Origin of the sequence: Amycolatopsis sp. NPDC005961 (genome assembly GCF_040629235.1) — a bacterium.
Lineage (GTDB): Bacteria > Actinomycetota > Actinomycetes > Mycobacteriales > Pseudonocardiaceae > Amycolatopsis > Amycolatopsis camponoti.
Window position 1 is genome coordinate 103,746 of record NZ_JBEXVF010000015.1, and the last position, 16,002, is coordinate 119,747.

12 protein-coding genes and 1 pseudogene are annotated in these 16,002 nt (G+C 70.0%); 10 read left to right on the top strand and 3 right to left on the bottom strand.

Translation table 11 applies throughout. The annotated features are described in order from the left end of the window. Positions 1 to 5: 5 nt before the first annotated feature. Positions 6 to 656, bottom strand: coding sequence for a LysE family transporter (locus ABZ342_RS16530; protein ID WP_360473563.1), 651 nt, complete (start codon positions 654 to 656; stop codon positions 6 to 8). 187 nt (positions 657 to 843) lie between these two features. Between ABZ342_RS16530 and ABZ342_RS16535 the strand changes: the two genes are divergently transcribed. The 4 genes from ABZ342_RS16535 to ABZ342_RS16550 all read left to right on the top strand — a co-directional run bounded on the left by ABZ342_RS16535 (position 844) and on the right by ABZ342_RS16550 (position 6,429). Beyond that, the gene (locus tag ABZ342_RS16535) at positions 844 to 1,638 is read left to right on the top strand and encodes an SDR family oxidoreductase (protein WP_360473565.1); all 795 of its coding nucleotides are present in this window, start codon (positions 844 to 846) and stop codon (positions 1,636 to 1,638) included. A gap of 307 nt (positions 1,639 to 1,945) precedes the next feature. After that, the gene (locus ABZ342_RS16540; RefSeq protein ID WP_277875398.1) at positions 1,946 to 2,071 is read left to right on the top strand and encodes a hypothetical protein; all 126 of its coding nucleotides are present in this window, start codon (positions 1,946 to 1,948) and stop codon (positions 2,069 to 2,071) included. A gap of 173 nt (positions 2,072 to 2,244) precedes the next feature. Beyond that, the gene (locus ABZ342_RS16545) at positions 2,245 to 2,454 is read left to right on the top strand and encodes a hypothetical protein (RefSeq protein WP_155543720.1); all 210 of its coding nucleotides are present in this window, start codon (positions 2,245 to 2,247) and stop codon (positions 2,452 to 2,454) included. 45 nt (positions 2,455 to 2,499) lie between these two features. Next, positions 2,500 to 6,429, top strand: coding sequence for a hypothetical protein (locus ABZ342_RS16550; RefSeq protein ID WP_360473568.1), 3,930 nt, complete (start codon positions 2,500 to 2,502; stop codon positions 6,427 to 6,429). A 25-nt stretch (positions 6,430 to 6,454) separates the two neighbouring features. Here ABZ342_RS16550 and ABZ342_RS16555 read toward each other — a convergent pair whose 3' ends face one another. After that, positions 6,455 to 7,909: a cellulose binding domain-containing protein gene (locus ABZ342_RS16555; RefSeq protein ID WP_360473570.1), complete on the bottom strand. Its 1,455-nt coding sequence runs from the start codon at positions 7,907 to 7,909 to the stop codon at positions 6,455 to 6,457. Between the two features lie 118 nt (positions 7,910 to 8,027). Next, positions 8,028 to 10,070, bottom strand: a complete 2,043-nt coding sequence (locus ABZ342_RS16560) for a phosphocholine-specific phospholipase C (RefSeq protein ID WP_360473572.1) — start codon at positions 10,068 to 10,070, stop codon at positions 8,028 to 8,030. Positions 10,071 to 10,298: 228 nt separating this feature from the next. Here ABZ342_RS16560 and ABZ342_RS16565 point away from each other — a divergent pair, with 228 nt between their 5' ends. The 6 genes and pseudogenes from ABZ342_RS16565 to ABZ342_RS16590 all read left to right on the top strand — a co-directional run bounded on the left by ABZ342_RS16565 (position 10,299) and on the right by ABZ342_RS16590 (position 15,971). Next, positions 10,299 to 10,538 (top strand): hypothetical protein, encoded by a 240-nt coding sequence (locus tag ABZ342_RS16565; RefSeq protein ID WP_155543724.1) that lies wholly within the window; start codon positions 10,299 to 10,301, stop codon positions 10,536 to 10,538. A 170-nt stretch (positions 10,539 to 10,708) separates the two neighbouring features. Further along, positions 10,709 to 11,548, top strand: a pseudogene (locus ABZ342_RS16570) (glycoside hydrolase family 16 protein); the annotation flags it as partial. A gap of 201 nt (positions 11,549 to 11,749) precedes the next feature. Beyond that, positions 11,750 to 12,670 (top strand): serine hydrolase, encoded by a 921-nt coding sequence (locus tag ABZ342_RS16575; protein WP_360473575.1) that lies wholly within the window; start codon positions 11,750 to 11,752, stop codon positions 12,668 to 12,670. Next, positions 12,667 to 13,626 carry an endonuclease/exonuclease/phosphatase family protein gene (locus tag ABZ342_RS16580; protein ID WP_360473577.1) on the top strand — a complete coding sequence of 320 codons (960 nt, stop codon included), beginning with the start codon at positions 12,667 to 12,669 and terminating at the stop codon, positions 13,624 to 13,626. The genes ABZ342_RS16575 and ABZ342_RS16580 overlap by 4 nt, the downstream gene beginning before the upstream one ends. Positions 13,627 to 13,869: 243 nt before the next feature. After that, entirely contained in the window at positions 13,870 to 14,913 is a 1,044-nt protein-coding gene (locus tag ABZ342_RS16585) for a LacI family DNA-binding transcriptional regulator (RefSeq protein ID WP_155543728.1), read from the top strand. A gap of 77 nt (positions 14,914 to 14,990) precedes the next feature. Continuing rightward, positions 14,991 to 15,971 carry an ABC transporter substrate-binding protein gene (locus ABZ342_RS16590; protein WP_360473669.1) on the top strand — a complete coding sequence of 327 codons (981 nt, stop codon included), beginning with the start codon at positions 14,991 to 14,993 and terminating at the stop codon, positions 15,969 to 15,971. Positions 15,972 to 16,002 lie beyond the last annotated feature (31 nt).

The window sequence follows — 16,002 nt, forward strand, 5'->3', positions numbered from 1 at the left end:
CCGGGCTAGGCGAGGACAAGTCGGACGGCCAGTGCGGTGATCACCGCGCTCGACACCAGTGCCGTCACCAGGCGGCCGCGCGGTCCGGTGAGCACCCGTCCGAGCAGGGCTCCGCCGCCGGCCAGCAGCGCTTGCCAGCTCGCCGAGGCGGCGAACGCGGCGAACACGAACACGACCTGCTCGGGCAGGGACACCGCGGTGCCGGCGCGGTCGCCGACGACCAGGGCGGTGAAGTAGACGACCGTCGTCGGGTTCACCAGCGTGATGCCGAGCAGGCTGACGTAGGCGCGGCCGGGCGCGAGCGGCGTCACGGGCCGGGCGGCGGCGTCGCGGTGGGTTCGCAGGGCCAGGACGGCGCCCCGGACGGCCAGCACGACCAGGATCCCGGCCGAGACCAGCCGCAACGGCCCGGCGACCGGCGTGACGAGGCCTGCGATCACGGCCCCGCCGAGCACCGCCACCAGCGCGTAAACGCCGTCGGCCGTGGCGACGCCGAGGGCGGCGGCCAAGCCGGTCCGCAGCGACGTGCGGGCGGTGAGCGCGACGAGGTAGGTCGCGACGGCGCCGACCGGGATCGCGATGCCGTAGCCGGCCAACAGGCCGGCGAGCAGCGCGCCGGTCACGGCGCTGGGGTGATCGACCTCCGCGGACGGCACGGCTGCTGCTGGACCGGCGCGGTGGTCGCGGCGACGGTCGGCAGGAGTGGAGTGCGGTAGGAGGTCATGGGCCGATGGTGTCCTCGGCGGCCCCGGTGCGGCAACCGGATTTCCAGCCGGTGCGCCGCGGGCAGCTGTGCTTGAATCGGCCCGGGCGAGGGGCCGGCGCGAGAAAGGGTTTTCACGAATGCGGGTCGACCTGAGCGGGAAGACGGCCCTGGTCACGGGGTCCACCGGGGGCATCGGCTCGGCGATCGCGGCGGGACTCGCCGCGGCCGGCGCGCGGGTCGCGATCAACGGCCGCAGCGACACCGGCGTCGCCAAGGCGATCGCGCGCTTGAGGGAGGACGTGCCGGACGCCGACCTGGTGGCGGCACCGGGCGACGTCTCGGAGGAGGCCGGCGCGGCGCAGGTCGTCGAGGCGGTGCCCGACGCCGACATCCTCGTCAACAACCTCGGCATCTTCGGCGCCCAGGAGCCCCTCGACATCACCGACGCCGACTGGCGGCGCTACTTCGAGGTCAACGTCCTGGCGGCGGTGCGGCTCACCCGCGCCTACCTGCCCGGCATGACCGGGCGCGGCTGGGGCCGGATCCAGTACATCGCCAGCGACTCCGCGATCGTGATCCCGGCCGAGATGATCCACTACGGGGTGTCGAAGACGGCGCTGCTCGGGGTCTCGCGCGGCTTCGCCAAGCACGCGGCGGGCACCGGCGTCACGGTCAACGCTGTGATCGCGGGCCCGACGCACACCGCCGGCGTCGAAGACTTCGTCTACGAGCTGGTCGACAAGGACCTGCCGTGGGACGAGGCCCAGCGCGAGTTCATGACGAAGCACCGGCCGCAGTCGTTGCTGCAGCGCCTGATCGAGCCCGAGGAGATCGCGAACCTGGTGGTCTACCTGAGTTCGCCGTTCGCCTCGGCGACGACGGGCGCGGCCGTGCGCGTCGACGGCGGGTACGTCGACTCGATCGTTCCCTGACGCGGGACCCGTTCCCGCCCGGGCGCACGGGGGAGGCCCGGGAGGGAACGGGAGTTCGGGGCCGGTACGGGGGCCGCCTCGCGGCGGAAGGCACGACACGGCTCCTGCGTTACCGGTATTCCGTGAAGGCAAGGGGTGAGGCCCGGGGGCACCGCCGTACCGACACCCTCTACAACGCTTCGCCGGGTCTGGTGTTCCGCGGCCGGGGGTGACGTGCGTCGCGGCCATCCGGGGTACCCCGCGCAGGGGTCGCCCGGACGTGCGTGCGGACTGTCCCGATCGGCCCGCGTGGTTCATGATCGACTTCATGGACCACATCGAGACACCGGCGAAACCCGTCCTGGCCCTGCGCCGGGTACTCCTGGCCGTGGCGGCGGGCGCGTTGCTCGCCGCCACGGCTTGGGTAGCGCTCTGGCTGGCCATGCACCTGTAGCCGACGAGTGTCGTCGCGACTGGTCGCATCGCGCTTCGATCCGGGTCCGCCGACCTGGGGGAACATGCGGCCCGCGCACTCTCTCGTGGCAACTGGGTGTTGATCTTCCGTGCGGCCCGAAGGTGGGTTCCGCGCCGACCGGGCGCATCCACCCACCAGGCCGAGGGGTTCCCATGCTTTCCTGGATCGTCACGTGGTGCACCGTCTTGTTCACCGCTCTGCTGGGTAGCTCCGGTTACGTCGCGGTCTTCGTGCGGGACGCCGCCCAGCGTGCCGACGCCTACCGGGTCCTCAAGCTCCTCACCGGGATCATCGCCGGAGCCGGAGGTGGGGGAGGCCTGCTGCAGCTGGTGGTGAAGCTGCACGGCCTGGGCCCTTGGTGACCGGCTCTCGCGCGGCAGGGGCCGCCCGGGCGACAATGGTCCACGATGAGTGGCGGGGAGAACGATCCGAGACGGCGGCGCAGGCCGGCCGGCCGGCCACAGCTGCCGCCGGGCCCGCTGCGCGAGCTGAAGAACTTCGTTTACGAGCTCTACCTGCTCGCGGACCTCCCGACGCTGGACACGATAGCCGGGTGGATCGCGGCGGACGACGATCTGGCCGCGGCCCCGGACCGCACGACGGCCGGCCGGATCATCAGCGGTCCGAGACTGCCGGCATCACACCTGGACGTGGTGGCCGTCGTCATCGTTCTGGCTCGGGCGGCCGGCGTCGATGCGGTGCGTGCGGCCGGTCAGGCACGAGAACTCTGGCATGCGGCGTCGCTGGCTCCGTCTATCGGCAAGCCGCTCGCCGAGATCACCGATCCGTTCGCGCTCGAAGTGCACCGCCCGATCACCTTTGACGATGCCGACGGCTTGCCGGGCCTGCCGCCCTACATCCGGCGCCCTCATGACGACCGGCTGGCGGAGGTCATAGCACGGGCGATGGGCGGCGAGAGCGCGATCGCCGTACTCGTCGCCGGCTCTTCGGCGGGCAAGACGAGAACCTGCTGGGAAGCGCTGGAGCCGTTGCGGACGGCCGGGGGATGGCGGTTGTGGCACCCGTTCGACCCGGGGCGGTCCGAAGCCGCTCTGAAAGGGCTGGACCAGGTCGGCCCGCGGACCGTGGTGTGGCTCAACGAGACCCAGGAGTACTGCAAGGGCGAGCCCGCCGAGGGAGTGGCAGCCAAGATCCGGAGCATGCTGGCCGATCCGAGCCGGGCACCCGTGCTGGTGCTGGGGACCCTGTGGCCCGAGCACCACGCCGACCTCACGCAGAACCCCGGTGCCCAGATCCAGCAGGTGCTGGACGGCGCCGTCATCGAGGTGCCGGAGGCCTTCGGCACCGCCGAGCTGGAAGTCCTGAAGAAGTCCACCCCGGACGACGACCGCCTCGCGTGGGCAGCCGCGCACGCGGCGGACGGCCAGATCACGCAGTGGCTGGCCGGTGGGCCCGCCCTGCTCGCGCGGTTCGCCACGGTGGGCCCGGTGGAGAAGGCGTTCATCCAGGTTGCGATGGACGCAGTTCGGATGGGACACCGGAATGCCCTTCCGCACGCGCTGCTCGTGCAAGCGGTCGAGGCTTACCTGACCGACGCGCAGCGCAGCTCGCTCAAAAAGGGGTGGGAAAAGAGAGCCCTCGCTAGGATCGCCGAGCCGTGCAAGGGCGCACCGGGGCCGGTCACCCCGATCCCCCAGCGCGTGAATGGTCGCGACCGACGGCGGCCCAGGACGCCGAAGTCGGGCGAACTCCTGTTCCGGCTGGCCGACTATCTTGATCAATACTCCCGGAAGCACCGCGCCGATTGGATACCGCCCATCGGGTTCTGGACGGCCGCGGTGGCGTCGGCGGGATCGCAGAGCCTGGCCGCCCTCGCCATTTCGGCGTGGAACCGTGGGCTGTACCGAGATTCCGTGGCGCTCAACAAAGAAGCGGTGCGTCGCGGCAGCACCTTCGCCGGAGCCTCGATCATCGACCGGATGAACACAGTGCATCCCGGCGACCTCCGCGGTGCGGAGTGGGTCGTGGAGAACGTTCCACTCGACTCCCCGTACGGCGTGGCGATGATCCTGGAACGGATCCGCGCGATCGGGACCGAGGACCTATGTCATGCGGCCGCAGCGCGGGTGGCCGCCGGCGTTTCCTTGGTCGCGGGCGTGGGGTTCGGTGCACTTCTGCGCGGACTTCACGAGGTGGGGGATCCCGGTCTGGTCGATGTCTTCTTGGCGCGTGATCCCGCGTCCGCGGTTGCGCTGGAAAACGCGAGTGAAATCGGGCGCTTCCTGCAAGCCCTCCATGCTGCGGGTGGTGACGAGCAGGTCGCAGCGCTGCTGCGGCGGGATCCCTCGTCGCACGTCTCAGTGGACCTGCCCTTGAACGGTGCCGGGAAATTGATCGTGTTCTTCCGGGCCATCGGTGCGGAAGACCAGATGCGCAAGCTGGCCGAGCGGGTCGCAACAGGGTTACCGCTGAGCCATGCCTCCGACGTAGCCGGAGTACTGGAAGATCTGGCCGCAGTGGGTTGTGCCGATCATGTCCGCGTACTGCTGTCCCGGACTCCGGCCGCTCAGGTCGCGGTGGATCAAGGCGTGCCGGTGGCCAGGCTCCTGCTGCGGCTGGCCGATTTGGGGGCGGCCGAGCAGGTCGCGACGCTCTCCGAGCGCGCCGCGGCGGGTGTGCGCGTCGACGAACCAAGGGAGGTCACTGCACTGCTGGAGGCGTTGCGGACGGTGGGCGAGAATGAGTGTCTGGCTGTAGTGCTGTCCCGCGACCCCAGCTCGGCGGTTTCGTTGAACAGCCCGATGTCACTGGGTTCGCTGATATCGCAGTTTGTCGAGCTTGGTGCCCGGGAGCAAGCCGCCATTCTGGCCAGACGGGCAGCCGGGGGCGCGCCGCTGTCTGACTGGGGCCAGGTCAATCACCTGCTGGATATCTTGCGCCGGATTCGTGCGCACGACGAGTTGCGGGTGCTGCTGGAACGTGACTTCCTGTCTGTCGACGACGTGACGAGCTGGTGGGGCGCAGGAGGGTTGCTGAAGCGGTTACACGATCTCGGAGTCCGTGACCGGGTCGTCGCACTGGCCACCCGAATCGCGGAGGAAGCGAAGCTCGATGATGCCGATAACGTAGCGTACAACTTGGACTGCCTCGAAGCCGTTGGCGCCGTCGACCAGGTCGGCGTTTTACTGAGGCGCGGTCCAGAAGGCCTCGTGTCCCTGGGGAATCCGCTCGTTTTGGCCAAATTGCTGGAGAAGCTGCAGCAACTCGGCACGCGGACACAGGTCGAGCTGCTGGCTGGTCGGGCGGCTTCGGGAGCGCCGCTCGACAATCCATTTCGGATCAGTGCGTTAGCCGACCGGTTCGCCGACCTTGGCCTGACAGGGCAGCTCGAGGTGTTCCTCGATCGGCTGCCGGCGTCTTCGGCGTCAGTGAAGGGAAACCTCAGGCACGTCAGGAACCTTCTGCGGACGTTGCGGCGGTTCGGGCGAGCCGATCAGGCCGCCGAGCTGATCGACCGGTTGGTCAACGAACGTGGCGGCGAGCAAGCCGGCTCGGTGCAGGCCAAGTTGGTGGAGATGTTGTTCGAAGCGGAAGCCATCGACAAGATGACCGACCTGCTGGCAAACGAGCCAGGAGCGCATGTGGATCTCACCGATCCGACGGCCGTGAAGGATCTGTTGTCGGCGCTTCAGGTCGTCGGCGCCGAAGATCAGCTTCGACTCCTCCTCTCCCGCGAGCCGGCGGCCCATGCAGATGTGGAACGGCCACGAGCCGTTGTAAACCTCTGTACGACGCTGAGCTCGGTCGGTGCCGACGGCCAAGCCGCGAAACTTGCGGCCCGGGCTGCAGCGGAATCGCCGTTGCGAGATGCGTCCGAGGTGGGCCTGCTGCTTGCGCACATGAGAAGAGTGGGAGCAGCAGGCGACGAAGCGAGGCTGCTGGCGCGTGAGCCCGCGCGGCATGTGGAGATCGGGAGGTACGACAACGCGGCTTTCCTACTGAAGAAACTGCACGGTTTGGAGTCCGACGACCAGGTGCAGGTGCTCGCCGACCGGATCGCGGCCGAAACGTGGCTCGGCTACCCGGACACGGTCACGGGAGTTCTGGAAGCTCTGCGCTCGGTCGGTGCCGACGCCCAGGCGACGTTGCTGGAAGAAAGGTCCCGGGCGGCCTACTTTTCCGACGAGGACTGGACGCCGCCGGTGCTGATGGCAACCGAGGCTGCCGTGGTCGGGGTCACCTCGGCGGACCGGTTGCCGGCGGCGGGGAAGTTCGACCGTTTCCTCGAAACAGGGGACAACGCCGTCCGGTTCCGGTTCGGGCGGGAGCCGGACGGTGCTCCCGCCGAACCGTGGACCTGGGATGACCTGGCCTGAGCCGGCACTCCAGCGGTGAGAGGCGCTAGGGCGTGACCGGGATGTTCGTCAGTCCCGACGTCGCGTTTGTGACCGTGTTCGACGCGTACACCACGTTCGGGTTCGCCGCGCACTTCGACACCGAGCTGATCTTGATGGCGTAGGCGCCGACGCCGCCGAGGTCGGACTTGTTGCCGCGCCACACGTTGCCGCAGCCGTTGTCGAACGACGGGGATGTGCTCGTGTTGTGGTTCTCGTACCCGTTGGCGAACACCCCCGGCGAGGAGAACGTGCCCGTGTTGTTCTCGATCGTGTAGCCGATGCCCTTGACGTCGATCCAGGAGTCCGCCGAGTTCTCGCCGGAGATGCCGCGGCCGTCGAAGGTGTTGCCGCGGATCAGGCCGTTGAACGTGCCTTCCTTGACGTCGATGGGCTCGGCGGCGATGAACGGGCCGATGTGGTTGTCCAGCACCTGGATCCGGTCACCGCGGTCCGCGCCGCCGGAGTTGCCGTGGCAGGCCCAGTTCGAATTGGCCGAGCCGAGGTAGACGCCTTCGCCGTAGCCGGGCTGCACCAGCCCGGTGTAGGTGATCGTCGAGTTCTTCAGCACGCTGTCGGCCGACGAGCGGCGGAAGTGGATCGCTTCCTCGTCGACGTGGTTGACGTTCACGCCGTCGATCGTCGTGTGCGGCGAGTTGTCCACGACGATGCCCTTCTTGGACTCCTGCACGGTGAAGCCCGTCAGGTTCCAGTACGGCGCGCCGGAGAGCCACAGGCCGTAGCCGGAGTCCCAGCCCGCCGTCGGTGCCGGGCAGTCCGGGGCGTCACCCGACGGGCCGTCGTTGATCAGGACGGCGTTCGCCGGGCCCGACAGCGTGATCGGCTTCGCGGCGGTGCCGGCCTTGGTCGTGACGAACGAGCCGCGGTAGGTGCCGGCCGCGAGCTTGATCGCCTGACCGGGTGCCGCGTTCGCCAGTGCGGCCTGCAGCTGGGCGGCCGTCGAGACGCTCACGGTGTCCCCGGCGGGCGGTGGCGTGGTGGTGGTCGTCGGTGGCGGAGTCGTGGTGGTCGTCGTAGGTGTCGTGGTGACCGGGCCGCCGCCCGCGCACGGGAGCCCGTTCACCGTGCAGCCGGACGGCAGTCCGGAGCCCGTCACGTTGAAACCGAAGTTCGCGGTGGCGCCGGGCTTGACCGTGCCGTTGAAGCCGGCGTTGGCGAACTTGTAGTGCTGCCCGGTCTGCGTCTTGACCGAACTCCACGAGCTGCTCACCGCCGTGCCGGTGGGCAGGTCGAACTCGACGGTCCAGCCGGTGGAGGGGGCGTCGCCGCGGTTGGCGATCGTGTACTCGCCGCCGTAGCCGCCGCTCCAGACCGACGTCCGGGCGAAACCGGCGGACAGGTTCGCCGCGGCGGCTTGCGCGGTGGTGACCGCACCGGTCAGCGCGAGTGCGGCGGAAACGGTGGCGGCGCCGAGGAAAACGGCACGACTTCGTGGGGACACCGATGGCCTCCGGAAAAGGGACAGCGGAGGTGTTGCGGCGGACACCCGGACTTTCCCTTTATAGGTCAAGGATGTGACACACGTCAATGAGCTGAACGATAGTCATGGATGTGAACGGTCAGCCGGTGAAGCTCGACGCGCCGGTCTCGAGGTGCCCGCTGAACCGGCGGAGGAACTTCGGGTCGACGTCGAGCGTCGCCGACAGGTCGTACCAGCCGGACCCGTAGGCGACCGGGTTCCAGTCGTCCGTCAGGGTCTGCCCGCCCGCCAGCGAGTACGTCCACGGGCCGTCCGTGCGGTAGTGGTTGGCCGTGATGGTGAGCTTGACCGCCGACGTTCCGCTGTTGCGCATGGTCAGCCGCAGCTTGTTCTCGGTCGTGTAGCCGCCGAGGACGTCGACACCCGCGCCCGCGCTGTTCGCGTCTCCCGCCAGGACCCAGCGGAACCGGTTGGGCCCGTGGACCGCGACGCCGTACTTGCCGCCGCCGTAGAGCTGGATCCGCCAGGTGTCGCTGACCTGCGCCCCCGGCGCGACGTCGTAGGGCCACGGGCCGTCGGTCTGGCCGTCGTTGCGGTACGCCATCAGCTGCACGGCCGCGGTGCCCTGGTTGGCGAACGTCGTGGTGAGGATCTGGTGGTCCGCGCTCAGCGACGTCGTCACCAGCGGCCGGTAGGGGAGCGCGCGGGCCGGGCGGGTCCCCGCCTCCTGCACCGGGACCTGCTGCTTCCCGGTCGCGGGCGGGGCCGGCTTGGGCAGCTTCTTCTGGGTGTCGTCGGCCTGCTTGCGCAGCGCCGCGGTGTCGGGCAGCAGCGGGATCCGGGTGTCCGGCGTACCGAAGTCGAAGCACGTCATCAGGTCGCCGCACAGCGCGCGGCGCCAGGCGCTGATGTTCGGCTCGGCGACGCCGGTCCAGCGTTCGAGGAACCGGATCACCGAGGTGTGGTCGGTGACCTCGGAGCTGACCCACCCGCCGCGGCTCCACGGCGAGATCACCGTCATCGGCACCCGCGCGCCGAGTCCGATCGGCTTGCCGCCGACGTACTCGCCCGCGGTTCCCGGCGGCGCGACCGGCGGGGCGACGTGGTCGAAGAAGCCGTCGTTCTCGTCGTAGTTGATGAGGACGACCGTGGACTCCCAGAGTTTCGGGTTGGCCCACAAGGCGTTCAGCACGGTCTGGGTGTACGCGGCGCCGTCGACCGGGCGGGCTTCGGGGTGCTCGCAGTAGCCGTAGGGCGCCACGACCCACGACACGCGGGGGAGCGAGCCGCTCGCGCAGTCGGCTTTGAACTCCGCGAGGACGTGGTCGACGTCCTTGCCCTGTCCCGAATCCGGGCCCCAGGTCTTGAACACACTGGCCCGCTTGGACAAGTCGGAGCTGTAGTCCTGGTGGTAGGCCTTGAAGAGCCACAGCGGGTTGTCGCCGTAGTCGCCGACGAAGGAGCCGCCCGCGTCGCCGACCTCCTTGTTGGCGTACACCTTCCACGAAACCCCGTTCCGCTGCAGGCGTTCCGGGTAGGTCGTCCAGCTGAAGACCGGCTTGTAGTCGGCGGGGTTGTAGTTCGCCGGGCCGCCGCCGTGGGCGTCGGCGTCGATGGTGCCGGTGAACAGGTAGAGCCGGTTGGGCGTGGTCGGGCCCTGCACCGAGCAGAAGTAGTGGTCGCACACCGTGAACGCGTCCGCGAGCGCCCGGTGGAACGGGATGTCGCCGTCGGTGAAGTACCCCATGGTCATCTCGCCCTTGGCGGGGATCCACGCGTTGTTGGCGCCGCCGGCGATCGCCTGGTGCTGGTCGGCCCAGCCGTGCCCGAGGTCGCCGAGGTCCTGACCGTCCACTTTGGTCGTGTCCACCCGGAACGGCAGGAGGTACTTGCCGTCGGTGCGGCCGGAATCGGGCTGGTGGAAGACGTCCTGGCCGTTCGGCAGCACGATCGCCGACCGGTCGCCGTACCCGCGGACGCCCTTCATCGTGCCGTAGTAGTGGTCGAACGAGCGGTTTTCCTGCATGAGGACGACGACGTGCTCGACGTCGGACAGGCTGCCGGAGACGCGGGGCTCGGCGAGCGCCTCGGCCATGCCGGGCGGCAGGGCGCCGAGGGCGCCGGCGGCGGCGACCCCGCCGAGGAAGCTGCGGCGGGTGAGCTCGTGCGGGTCGGCTATCACGGGAGCCTCCAGGGGGACCACGGCAGGGCTGCGCCAGCGTAGGTGATCGAAGCTGTTCGCAAACACCGACGTTCGGACGGAATCATGCAGAAAGAAGTTCACGATCTGTTCGATCGGCGGGCCGGCCGCGTGACACTTTCCGGTGACCCGGAGGTGAACCCGTGCCGGACGGGGAATCTCTCCGGGCACAAGCCCCTGGCCCACAGGGGATTCCGGGAGGAGAGCACCATGAAGACCCGTATCGCCGCCCTCGCGGCCGCGCTCGCCCTCGCTTCGGCCGTCGCCACGGCGGCCCCCGCGTCGGCCGACCCGGTCCCCGGCAACGCGAACCAGTTCTACGCCTACTGCGCGGTCGACCTGCTGGGCGTTCCGCTGGGGTGCACCGAGACCGACGCGGCGCACGCGTCGCACATCTGCCAGTACGTCGCGACCGGCGTGGGGCTGGGCCTGGACTGCATCCAGCGCTGACGTTGCCCGAAAGTACCCGGTGGTCCGGACCATCGGGTATCGTCGGAAAATCCCCGACCGGTTATCCTTGTTCTTCGCCAGGCACCCGTTCATACTTTGTTGCGTTCGACAACAAATAGGGCGCCGGTGAGCCGCCAGCCGTCGCCCGCGGAACGGAAGGGGCGACGACGATGTCGACCAGGAACTCCGCCCGATGGCGGCGGACCGCCCGCCTGCTGGTGGCACCCGCGGCACTGCTCGTGACCGCCGCCGTGGTGACCGCACCACAGAGCCAGGCCGCGCCGGCTCAGACCTTCGCGAGCTTCACCGACGACTTCGACGGCCCCGCGGGCAGCGGCGTCGACGGCTCGAAGTGGGGCCACGAGACCGGTGACAACGTGAACAACCACGAGCGGCAGTGGTACACCGACGGCACCGCCAACGCGGCGCTCGACGGCCAAGGTCACCTCGTGATCACCGCGAAGAAGGAGAGCAGCGGGAACAACTGCTGGTACGGCGCGTGCGAGTACACCTCGGCGCGGCTCAACACCTCCGGCAAGTTCACCGCGTCGTCCGGGCACGTCGAGGCGCGGATGAAGCTGCCCCGCGGGCAGGGCATGTGGCCCGCGTTCTGGATGCTCGGTGCGGACATCGGCAACGTCGGCTGGCCGCAGTGCGGCGAGATCGACGTCATGGAGAACGTCGGGTTCGAGCCGAACACCGTGCACGGCACCATCCACGGCCCGGGCTACTCGGGCTCCGCCGGCATCGGCGCGCCCTACAGCGGGCCGAACTTCTCCGACGACTTCCACACCTACGCGGTCGACTGGTCGCAGGACAAGATCGTGTGGTCGGTCGACGGCAACGCCTACCAGACCCGCACGCCGGCCGACGTCGGCGGCAACCAGTGGGTGTTCAACCACGACTTCTTCGTGATCTTGAACCTCGCGGTCGGCGGCTACTGGCCCGGTGACCCCGACGGCAGCACCCAGTTCCCGCAGCAGCTCGTGGTCGACTACGTCCACGTGAGCTGAGGGGACCAGAGCAGCGGGACCGGCTTCCCTTCACGCGCGGTGCGAGGGGGGCCGGTCCCGCGCCACGTCCCGGCTCTGTCACAGAACCGGGACATTTCTGGTTCAGACCTGTCGAACAACCCCGACGGCCCGGCGATCTTCCCCGGACACAGTGACGTCAGAGCGCTCACGAAGCGCCCCGGCACCCGGAGGAGACCCATGGCCAGAACCCGCATCCCACCCGTCGTCGGCGGCTTGGCCGCCGCTGCGGCGGTGGCGCTCGCCGCGGCCTGCTGGGTCCTCTTCCCGCCCTCGGTCGACGGCCGCGCGAGCGCCGCCCGGCCCGTCGTCGACCTCGCGCTGCCGTGGCCGGACGGTGGGCAGGCCAGTGCCGAGGTCCAGGGGCTGGGCTCGCTGGGCAGCCGTGGGGACCAGCGGCCGGTGCCGATCGCCAGCGTCACCAAGGTCATGACCGCGTACGTCGTGCTCAAGGACCACCCGCTCGCCCCGGGCGAAGCGGGCCCGATGATCACCGTCGACGAGCAGGCCGACGCCGAGTCGACCTCCCGCGAAGAGTCGACCGTGACCTTGCGGGCCGGGCGGCAGGTCAGTGAGCGCGACCTGCTGGCGCTGATGCTCGTCCCGTCCGGCAACAACGCCGCCCGGCTGCTCGCCCGCTGGGACGCCGGCAGCCAAGAGGACTTCGTCGCGAAGATGAACCGCGAGGCCGCGGCGCTCGGCATGGCCGGCACGACCTACACCGGCGCCAGCGGGGTCGAGGACTCGACCACGAGCACCGCCACCGACCAGCTGCGCCTGGCCCGCGAAGTGATGCGCAACGCCGTGATCCGCGAGATCGTCGCCACGACGAGCCTGCGCGTCGACGGCGTGCCCGGTGTCGTCAACACGAACACCCTCCTCGGCCGGGACGGCGTGATCGGGCTGAAGACCGGTTCGTCGACCGCCGCCGGCGGGGCGCTGATGTGGGCGGCGAAGGGGCCGGGCGGCAAGCTCATCCTCGGCGTCGTCCTGCACCAGAACCCGGGCGGGAGCCCGGCGCAGGGACTGAGCGCCGCGCTCGAGAACAGCCGGACGCTGATCGCCGCCATCCAGCGCGCACTGCCGGCGGCGACCCGGTGACCGCGACCCTCGAACCGGAGAAGACCGTGCCGGACCGCGGGACCTGGCGTCGCGGCCGGGTGATCGCGGTGTTCTCCGCGCTGACGGCGCTGCTGCTGCTCGCGCACTCGCTGGTGCCCAACTGGGTGGGCAACGCCGGCAGCCTGCTGGAGACCTTCCTGCCCTGGACGGGACTGCTCGTGCTGCCCCTGCTCGTGGCCGCGCTGCTCCGGCGTTCGGCGCTGGCACTCGTGTCGCTGCTGCTGCCGGCGCTGGTCTGGGGCGGCTCGTTCGGCGGCAGGCTGTTCGACCGGACGGAAGCCGGCGGCGACCTGACGATCGTCTCGCACAACGTCAACGACGAGAACCCGGACGCGGCCGGCACCGCGCGCGCCCTGGCGGCCTCGGGGGCGCAGGTGATCGCGTTGGAGGAGCTGAAGAAGTCCGAGATCCCGAAGTACGAGGACGCGCTCGCGGGCCGCTATCCGCACCACTCGGTGCAGGGGACGGTCGGCGTCTGGAGCACGTTCCCCCTCCGCGACACCCGGCCGGTGGCGATCATGCCGTGGACGCGCGCGCTGCGGACCACTGTGGACACTCCGAAGGGTCCGGTGGCGGTCTTCGTCGCGCACCTGCCGTCGGTGCGGGTCCGGCTCGACTCGGGCTTCACGGCGAACGGGCGCGACGAGGCGATCGGCCTGCTCGCCGACGCGGTGGCGGGGGAGCCGTCGCCGCGCACGGTCCTGGTCGGCGACTTCAACGGCACGGCCGACGACCGGGCGCTGGCGCCCATCACCGCGCGGATGGAGTCCGCGCAGGACGAAGCCGGGGACGGCTTCGGGTTCAGCTGGCCGGCCGGGCTGCCGATGGCGCGGATCGACCAGGTCTTCGTGACGGGCGTTCGGCCGGTGGCGTCGTGGACGTTGCCCGCGACCGGCAGCGACCACCTCCCGGTCGCGGCGTCGCTGGCCCTGTGACGCCGCTTCCGAACCCGCGAACATGCGCCCTGAACACCGCGGGCGCCGGCACCCGGTGATTAACAAACAACCTTTCCCGCAGGTCCAGCGGTGAAGCCACGAACGGCAGCCCTTCCGACGCACGTGACGAGACCGTTACGCACCCCGGTCTTGACCGCGTCGGTGTTATCGCTAACACTGACTCCTCGCCGCCACCCGAACGGGTGACGGGCACCACGTCGAAGCGGACGAAAGGGGACGCCGGTGGCTGAACGACCCCGCTCCGGCGGCCCCGTCAGGGTGACTGCCGCCGGTACGCGGCAGCCCAGCCTGACCGACGTCGCGGGCGTGGCGGGCGTGTCCCACATGACCGTCTCCCGGGTCATCAACGGGACCGGTCCGGTGCGCCCCGAAACCCGCGCCCGGGTGCTCGCCGCCATCGAAGAACTGGGCTACCGCCCGAACTCCGCGGCCCGCGCGCTCGTCACCGGACGCACCGGCACGCTCGGCGTCGTCGCGCTCGAGTCCAATCTCTACGGTCCGGCCAGCACGCTCTACGGCATCGAGAACGCCGCCCGCGAAGCCGGGTACGCGATCACGATCTCCAGTGTCAGCCGGCCGGGGCGCTCGTCGATCGCCGACGCGGTGGAGAACCTCCGCCGCCAGGCGGTCGAAGGCATCATCGTCATCGCCCCGCACGTCACCGCGGGCCGCGCCCTGGAAGCCGCGCCCGCGGACTTCCCGGTCGTCGCCGTCGGGGGCGGGGAGACCGCGCCGGTTCCGGTGATCTCCGTCGACCAGCGCGACGGCGCCCGCCGGGCCACCGAGCACCTGCTCGCCCTCGGGCACCGCACCGTCTGGCACGTCGCCGGCCCCGAAGACTGGCTCGAGGCGCGCGACCGCGAGCTCGGCTGGCGGGAGACGCTGGAACGCCACGGCGTGGACGTGCCGCAGGTGATCCGGGGTGACTGGAGCTCGCGCTCCGGCTACGAGGCGGGGCGATCCCTCGCCAAGGAAGGTGCCCTCGACGCCGTCTTCGCCGGCAACGACCAGATGGCGCTCGGCCTGCTCCGCGCGTTCGCCGAGGCCGGCGTCTCGGTACCGCGGGACGTGCGCGTCGCGGGCTTCGACGACGTGCCCGAGGCGGCGTACTTCACGCCGCCGCTGACCACGGTGCGCCAGGACTTCATCGAAGTCGGCCGGCGCACGTTCGGCCTGCTCACCCAGCGGATGGACGGGGGCGACCGGCACGCGCGCGCCCTGGTCGTGCCCGAGTTGATCGTCCGCGAAAGCACCGGGCCGCGTTAGCGCCGTACGCGCGCCCGCCCAGAAAAGACCAGCTCCGTGTGTTAACGCTAACAAAAATGATCACCGTCGATCGAGGAGTGAACGTGCTGAAGAAGCGATGGGCCGCCGCGGCGGCCGCGGCAGCGGGACTCGTGCTGCTCACCGCCTGCGGGAGTGGTGGTTCCTCCGGCAGCTCCGGCGGGGCGATCACGCTCGGGTTCGCCCAGGTGGGCGCCGAGAGCGGGTGGCGGACGGCCAACACCAAGTCGATCCAGGACTCGGCCAAGACCGCCGGCATCGAGCTGAAGTTCTCCGACGCGCAGCAGAAGCAGGAGAACCAGATCTCCGCGATCCGCTCCTACATCCAGCAGAAGGTCAAGGTCATCGCCTTCTCGCCGGTGGTGGAGTCCGGCTGGGACACCGTCCTCAAGGAGGCGAAGACGGCCAACATCCCGGTCATCCTCACCGACCGGGCGATCGACTCGCCGGACAAGACGCTCTACAAGACCTTCCTCGGCTCGGACTTCATCGCCGAGGGCAAGAAGGCGGGGGAGTGGCTGACCAAGGAGTACGGCAGCGCCACCGGCCAGGTCAACATCGTCGAGCTGCAGGGAACCACCGGCTCGGCGCCGGCGAACGACCGCAAGAAGGGCTTCGCGGACGTCATCGCGGCGGACCCGAAGTACAAGATCGTCGCCTCGCAGACCGGTGAGTTCACCCGCGCCAAGGGCAAGGAGGTCATGGAGGCCTTCCTCAAGTCCCAGCCCAAGATCGACGTCCTCTACGCGCACAACGACGACATGGCGCTCGGCGCCATCGAGGCGATCGAAGCCGCGGGCAAGGTCCCGGGCAAGGACATCAAGATCGTCTCGGTCGACGGCGTGAAGGACGCGCTGACGGCACTGGCCGACGGCAAGATCAACCACGTCGTCGAGTGCAACCCGCTGCTCGGCCCGCAGCTGATGGACCTGGTGAAGAAGGTCTCCGCCGGCGAGTCGGTGCCCGAGCGCATCGAGACGCAGGAGACCGAGTTCGACCAGGCGTCGGCGAAGGCCGCCCTGCCGCAGCGCCAGTACTGACCGACCCCCGCGTCCACCCCGGAGCACGCAA

Coding starts and splice junctions, on each gene's coding strand:
- ABZ342_RS16535 (WP_360473565.1), top strand. CDS start 844: ATGCGGGTCGACCTGAGCGGGAAGACGGCCCTGGTCACGGGGTCCACC.
- ABZ342_RS16540 (WP_277875398.1), top strand. CDS start 1,946: ATGGACCACATCGAGACACCGGCGAAACCCGTCCTGGCCCTGCGCCGG.
- ABZ342_RS16545 (WP_155543720.1), top strand. CDS start 2,245: ATGCTTTCCTGGATCGTCACGTGGTGCACCGTCTTGTTCACCGCTCTG.
- ABZ342_RS16550 (WP_360473568.1), top strand. CDS start 2,500: ATGAGTGGCGGGGAGAACGATCCGAGACGGCGGCGCAGGCCGGCCGGC.
- ABZ342_RS16565 (WP_155543724.1), top strand. CDS start 10,299: ATGAAGACCCGTATCGCCGCCCTCGCGGCCGCGCTCGCCCTCGCTTCG.
- ABZ342_RS16575 (WP_360473575.1), top strand. CDS start 11,750: ATGGCCAGAACCCGCATCCCACCCGTCGTCGGCGGCTTGGCCGCCGCT.